Source organism: Bacteroidia bacterium (assembly GCA_037045145.1).
GTDB lineage: Bacteria > Bacteroidota > Bacteroidia > AKYH767-A > OLB10 > OLB10.
In genome coordinates this window covers 99,737-106,354 of record JBAOIA010000010.1, presented here as the reverse complement: position 1 = coordinate 106,354, position 6,618 = coordinate 99,737, and the positions used below count along the sequence as shown (strand labels likewise).

The following is a 6,618-nucleotide window of genomic DNA, read 5'->3' as shown; positions in this document are numbered from 1 at the left end:
TTAATGGTGGTGAGGTATTAGTGACTAAATTAGATTCCATTGGAACCATTGAGTGGGTAAAAACTTTTGACGGGCCCGGTGCTGAAGGCGGAACTTACATAGAGCAATTACCCGACAGTGGTTACATTGTTAATGCTTTATATGATGGTGGCTTATATTCTAAAAGCTGGCTTTTGCGGCTTGATGCAAATGGCGATTCACTCTGGACAAAAGTTTTTTCTGCCGGAGTTGGGGGTACTCAGGTTTACTTTGGAAATAGCCTGGCCACACTAAATAATTCGATTTATGGTTTAACAGGTTCTTTTCAACCTGTTCCCATAACAATCCTTAGTCCTTATTTTATTGGAACGCTTAGCAATGGAATTTTAGTCGCCAACAAAGTTTACAATTATTCAGTTTATAGCAGCGAGTCTCGCGCAATTAATAAAACCATTGACAATGGTTTTATAATGGCTGGTGGTATTCAAACTTCCTCATCAACTTATGATGCTTATTTACTTCGCATCAATGCCTATGGAGATACATTGTGGACAAGAACCTATGACAATTCTACTCAGGAGGCAGCAATGTCTGTACAGCAAACTACTGACAGTGGTTTTATAATTGCCGGTTACACGTATTATCCTGCAATATCTAAAGACAATGTTTATTTAATTAAAACGGATTCAGTGGGCGATACGTTGTGGACTAAAAACTATGGTGGCATTATAAGTTGTAGCGCATACAGTATTTTTCAAACTACAGATGGCGGCTACATTGCAACAGGCAGAATTGTAAATGGTAATCCACCAACCGGATATTTATTTCTTTTAAAGGCGGATACTAATGGCGATACTCTTTGGACAAAACAATTTGGTTCGCCCCCGGGTGCTTTAGGTACATTTGTCAGACAAACGAAAGATGGTGGTTACATAATTTCTGGTCAAACATTTGGAAGTACTGGCTCTAAAGCATACATAATAAAAACTGATAGCACAGGTAATGTAGTTACCGGGCTTAATCATCCTGAAATAAATAATCCTGTTTATTTTAATATTTATCCAAATCCGTCTTCCGGTAATTTTACATTCGAGGTTAAAGGAATTCCGAGAAAAAATGCTGACCTAAAAATTTATAATGTCCTTAATCAAACTGTTTATACCGGCACATTGAGCAGTTATAAGAAAGAAAGCGTTGACCTGCATCATCTGCCCAACGGAATATACATAGCCACGCTTTATTATGGTGCAAGAACAATATCAGAAAAGTTGATTATTCAGCAATAGAACTAATAATGCCGCTTTAGTTGATGAAAACTTTTAGACACGTAATAATTTGTTGCATGATTTGACGTTAAATACAACAATTACAACTATTCTTGTAATATAAAATGTTTGATAATGAGAAATGGTATAAAAGCCGGTGTAGCTGCATGTTTGCTTGTAGTCATAGTTGCCATTTCGGCCTGTAAAAAGAAGGACGACTCAAGCGAAGCTAATCTTATTTTTAAGTTTCGCTTTGACTCCACGCAGCAACGGCTCGATAATTTTGGTAACCCTGCTGTACTGGCAACCAATCATGGAGCGTTATCTCCGGTATTCAACACCATGAGCTCGCATTATATAGAACTCGCGCCAACAGCATTTACGCAGTTAGGCAGCGGGGCTGTACTATACAGAAATAATGAAACCACACAAGGTGGCGACAATGCAATTGTATTTTCAGAGTCGGTACTTGCCGGTAATAATGAAGAATTTTTTCGAATTCCGTTTAAGAATATTACTCCGGGCACGTATCAGTATTTGCGTGTTTCTTTAGCTTATCAGAATTATGACATTACCTTTGGGGCTAATATTCTGGGAACAGCATATCCCAACCTGAAAGGTACAGTTGCTTCTTTTATTGGCTTTAATTCTTTTATCAATTCATTTAAAATCAAAGACAGTACAGTTACACTTAATGCAAATCGAAAACAAGGCTACTGGGCATTTGAAACATTAAATCAAAATTATCCTTTTCCGGGATTTCTTCCTCCTGTCATCAGCGGACAAGCTCCTGCAGGTGCTACCACCGTACCTAATCCATTAGCATCAACTTCGCCAATCCCTACAGGGTCATGTGTAGTTACCGGTCTGTTTTCTGTACCATTTGTGGTTACCGGCAATGAAACATCAGATAAAATGATAACAGTTTCAATTTCTACAAACAAAAGCTTTGAGTGGGTAGAGCATAGCACTCCCGGAGTTTATGAGCCTGCCAATGGCGATACAGTTGTAGATATGGGTGTGAGAGGACTTATCCCAATAATAAATTAAAATATTAAAGTAACGTTCCCGAAAGGATTGTTGCAGCAATAGAAAAATAAATTACCAGTCCGGTAACGTCAACCAATGTTGCGATAAATGGTGCAGATGAGGTTGCCGGGTCAGCACCAAAGCGTTTTAAAACCATGGGCAACATAGAGCCCATTACAGTTCCCCACAAACAAACACCAATTAAAGTAATGCCTATGGTAATGCCAATGAGCAACCAATGTGGGCCGTATATATCTGTAAACATTGCCCATGCTGCAACCCGTAAAAATCCAATGCTGCCCAGTATGAGTCCTAACATTAGCCCCGAAAGAATTTCTCTACGCATTACATGCCACCAGTCTTTCATAGTTACTTCGCCAAGTGCCAATGCTCGAATGATGAGCGTAGCAGCCTGAGAACCTGCATTGCCTCCACTACTGACAATGAGTGGAATAAATAATGCAAGCACTACAGCTCTTTGTATTTCATGCTCAAAAAAACTCATAGCCGATGCGGTAAACATTTCACCAATAAAAAGAACTATCAGCCAGGGTGCGCGTTTTTGTAACAGACGATACATGGGCACTTCCATATATGGCTCTTCCAATGCTTCAACGGCACCAAGTTTTTGGATGTCTTCCGAATATTCCTGTTCTGCAAGTTGCAACACATCATCAACAGTAATAATCCCTAATAGCATTTGCGAAGTGTCAACAACCGGTAAGGCTACGCGGTTATGTTTTTTAAATTCACTGATGGCAACTTTCTCATCATCAGTCACCGAAAGTGCAGTATATTTTCCGTCTATCAGCTCTTCAATTTTAACATGCAGGTTGGCTAATAATATTTCGGCCACTTTAATATCGTCAATCAAATGTCCTTTGTCATCAACAATATAAATAATGTTTAGTGTTTCAGAATTTTCACCATTTTCACGAATATAGTCAAGTGCATATTGCACACTCCATTCTTTTCTGATGGCAATGTAATCTGGCGTCATCAGACGACCGATAGAATTTTCAGGATAACCAAGTAGTGAAAGTGCAATGGCACGTTCCTTTGGCGTGAGCAGTTTGAGCAGGCGGTTCAGCAGGTCGTTATCAATATCTTCGAGCAATGCAGTACGTGCATCGGGGCTCATGTCATTGAGAATAAGCTGCACCTGTCGTGGCGGTAAAATATCAAGTAAAGAAATCTGCAGATTCAGGTCTAATGATTCGTAAGATTCAAAAGCCTGTTCACGATTTAAAGCCTTAAAAATTAATACACGATGTTCAGTAGGCGATTCATCAATAAGTTCAACCAACTCTGCAGGTAACCAATTTTCCAGATATGCTTTGCAACCTGCAAGGTCAGCCTCCCGAAGCAGGCTTTTTATTTCTTCCTTTTGCTGTTGCTGAAGCATTTTTGAAAAGTGATTTTTGCGGGCGTAAATTTAATTATTTATAAAGGTAAAATTAGTGTATTGCCTTTATGTTTTGACGATGAATTACTATTTTTTTCACTATTTTATTTTAACATTCAGAAGATGCTGACCTTCAATAAATGCGTCCAGAACATCGTTTGCCTGTATCTTACCAACACCTTCGGGAGTACCTGTAAAAATTAAATCCCCTTTTTTTAAAGTGATAAATGAAGAAACAAATGCAATTATTTTATCAATATTAAAAAGCATATTGCTGCTGTTGCCTTGTTGTACGGAGGTGCCGTTTTTTTCGAGATGAAAATTAATGTTTTGTACCGATGCGAAAGTTGATTTATTCAGAAACTTACCTGTTGGTGCGCTGCCGTCAAATGCTTTGGCTAACTCCCAAGGCAAGCCTTTTTCTTTGAGTTGTGATTGTTTATCTCGAGCCGTAAAATCTATGCCTATTCCTATTTCATCATAATAGGTGTTTGCAAACTGCTCTTGAATATGTTTACCGGTACGATTAATTTTTACAACCAATTCCACTTCATGATGAATGTCGGCACTGAAATCGGGAATAAAGAATGGCATTCGCGGCAGTAGTTGTGCCGTTTCGGGTTTCATAAAAATAACAGGCTCTGCACTTAACGGATTTTTTAACTCTGCTGCATGAGCCGCATAGTTTCTACCTACACAAATTATTTTCATTGATTTCTGATTAAAATTATTTTGAAAAACAATCTTGATTTAATTCTGTAAACTTCTTTTTACCTCTGAAAAAATGTTCTGAAACAATACTTTTTTCAAATATACAAGAAACACCGGAGTTGATATTTTTAATTTCTCTGCGTTTTTTCATTATTATTCTAAAATAAAGCATCACATAAAAATATGCTCTGTAAACAGCCCAGGCATCTCTAAAATTTCCTGAAACAAAAAATTTAATGAAAGCAAGTTTATCAAGAAATAAACGTTTGACGAAAACTGAAAACCTGCTACCCGAAGGCAAATTTTTTAGAAGCATCATCAGGTTGTTTCTGAAATTCAGATAGGTTTTTTTTGGATTACTTTTATGTAACGTTCCACCACCAACATGATACACTTTCGATGCAGGAATACAATACAGCTTATAGCCACAGTGTTTCATGCGCCAGCAAAGATCAATCTCTTCCATGTGTGCAAAAAAATCAGCATCAAAACCACCTGTTGCTTTAAAAACATTGCTTCTGATAAACATGGCTGCACCTGTTGCCCAAAAAATTTCTTTATTATCCGGGTATTGGTTTTCGTCTTTTTCTAAAGAATTAAAAATTCTGCCTCTGCAAAATGGGAAACCCAAATAATCAATATATCCGCCACAGGCACCGGCATGTTCAAAAAAATCTTTTTGATTATAGGCTAAAATTTTCGGCTGACATGCTGCAACATCTGCATGTTGAATCATAAATTCAATAATGGGTTCAACCCATTGTGGAGTTACTTCAATATCTGAATTGAGTAAAATAAAGTATTCTGCATCTATTTGATGTAAAGCATTGTTATAGCCTCCGGCAAAGCCGGTGTTTTGTTGCATTTCTATACATTGAACATCAGGAAAATGCTGCTGAAGCAATGACAGGGAATTATCAGTAGAGGCATTGTCTGCAACTATAACAGAACACCATGACGGTGTATTGGCTATTACCGAAGGAAGAAATTTTTGCAGTAAGGAAGCACCATTATAATTTAATATGACTACAGCGGCTTTAATCACCTTGCAAAGAAATGAAATCTAAGGTGTAAATATCAGATATTATTCAGGTATTTCTTCTCAAAATAAAAGGTCCCGAAGGGTAATACAGATGCCAGCATGGCTAAAGACATCATTTTTAAATTCCATTTATATTGCTGCCACACCTGAAGAAGCGCATAAATATAAAACACAAATAAAAGTCCATGCACCCAGCCTGTATATTTTACTGCCAACGGTATATCGGCAATATACTTCAACGGCATGGCAATAAAAAGTAAAACTAAAAAAGAGATTCCTTCTGCAATTGCAACTAATCTGAATTGTTTTAATACGTTCATTATTGATTGATATTTAATATTTCCATCTGCGGTGACTCCAAAGCCAGTTGCCCGGCTGTGCATGTATGTCGTTTTCTAATAGTCTTAAATGTTTATGAGTAAGTTCGTGCTCTGCGGTATTTTTAGGGTCATCACTTATAGGAATTATGGTTATATCATAATAACCTCTGCGAATTTGATGCATAGAAAAATAAATCAGCGGGTAATTGGTTTGCTTACAAAGTTTTTCCGCACCTAGAAATACCGCTGTATCCTGATTTAAAAACGTGGTTCGATAATTTATCTCTGAACGGTGTGGTGTCTGATCGGCAGCAAGGGCAGTTATGGTAGGTTCATTTTTGCGTTTAATCAATTCGCGTAAGATTGATTTCATCGGAACCGGTATCATACCGAATCTTGAACGTATTGTTTTAAAATATTCATCCCACGATTTATTGGTCAGTGGTTTGTAAACTCCAAGCATCTGATGTTTGTCAATTACAGAAAGTGCCAAAGCTCCTAACTCCCAGTTATTGAAGTGACCACATACTGCAATGATACTGCGGTTTTTTTCATAATAGCTATGAAGAACTTCGGGATTGGTAAAACGCCAACGTCTGAGCAATTCTTCTTTTGATATGCTGGACATTTTTATGGTCTCTACAATCAAGTCGGCAAAGTAGTTGTAAAACTGCTTTGCAATTTCTTCTATCTCCTGTTCGTTTTTTTCCGGAAAGGAGTTATAAAGATTTTGAAGAATTACCTTTTTGCGATAAGGGAAAATATATTTAAGGCAAAAAGCAATACAATCGGCTAAGAAGTAAAGTATTCTTAAATCCAGAAAGGCAATAAGTCGAATTATAAATTTCAGAATGGCAAATATCACGC

The 6,618-nt window shown here is 37.4% G+C and carries 7 protein-coding genes; 2 read left to right on the top strand and 5 right to left on the bottom strand.

The features are described from left to right. Both V9G42_01075 and V9G42_01070 read left to right on the top strand, forming a co-directional pair. The coding region (locus tag V9G42_01075; GenBank protein MEI2758003.1) for a T9SS type A sorting domain-containing protein at positions 1–1,265 on the top strand (1,265 nt) is incomplete at its 5' end. A 114-nt stretch (positions 1,266–1,379) separates the two neighbouring features. Then, a complete protein-coding gene (locus tag V9G42_01070) occupies positions 1,380–2,294 on the top strand; it encodes a hypothetical protein (protein MEI2758002.1) in 915 nt (304 codons plus the stop codon). 4 nt (positions 2,295–2,298) lie between these two features. Here the strand turns inward: V9G42_01070 and mgtE are convergent, their stop codons facing one another. From mgtE to V9G42_01045, 5 genes are all read right to left on the bottom strand, one after another. Beyond that, positions 2,299–3,678, bottom strand: a complete 1,380-nt coding sequence (gene mgtE / locus V9G42_01065; GenBank protein MEI2758001.1) for a magnesium transporter — start codon at positions 3,676–3,678, stop codon at positions 2,299–2,301. 99 nt (positions 3,679–3,777) lie between these two features. Continuing rightward, positions 3,778–4,389 (bottom strand): fumarylacetoacetate hydrolase family protein, encoded by a 612-nt coding sequence (locus tag V9G42_01060; GenBank protein MEI2758000.1) that lies wholly within the window; start codon positions 4,387–4,389, stop codon positions 3,778–3,780. 16 nt (positions 4,390–4,405) lie between these two features. Further along, positions 4,406–5,434 (bottom strand): glycosyltransferase family 2 protein, encoded by a 1,029-nt coding sequence (locus V9G42_01055; GenBank protein MEI2757999.1) that lies wholly within the window; start codon positions 5,432–5,434, stop codon positions 4,406–4,408. A 32-nt stretch (positions 5,435–5,466) separates the two neighbouring features. Beyond that, complete coding sequence (locus tag V9G42_01050) at positions 5,467–5,751, bottom strand: DUF3817 domain-containing protein (protein ID MEI2757998.1); 285 nt, start codon at positions 5,749–5,751, stop codon at positions 5,467–5,469. Positions 5,752–5,764: 13 nt separating this feature from the next. After that, a complete protein-coding gene (locus tag V9G42_01045) occupies positions 5,765–6,616 on the bottom strand; it encodes a lysophospholipid acyltransferase family protein (GenBank protein ID MEI2757997.1) in 852 nt (283 codons plus the stop codon). Positions 6,617–6,618: the final 2 nt, after the last annotated feature.

Excerpts from the sequence above, each read along its gene's own strand:
- V9G42_01050 (MEI2757998.1), bottom strand. The coding sequence starts at position 5,751 with ATGAACGTATTAAAACAATTCAGATTAGTTGCAATTGCAGAAGGAATC.
- mgtE (MEI2758001.1), bottom strand. The coding sequence starts at position 3,678 with ATGCTTCAGCAACAGCAAAAGGAAGAAATAAAAAGCCTGCTTCGGGAG.
- V9G42_01070 (MEI2758002.1), top strand. The coding sequence starts at position 1,380 with ATGAGAAATGGTATAAAAGCCGGTGTAGCTGCATGTTTGCTTGTAGTC.
- V9G42_01060 (MEI2758000.1), bottom strand. The coding sequence starts at position 4,389 with ATGAAAATAATTTGTGTAGGTAGAAACTATGCGGCTCATGCAGCAGAG.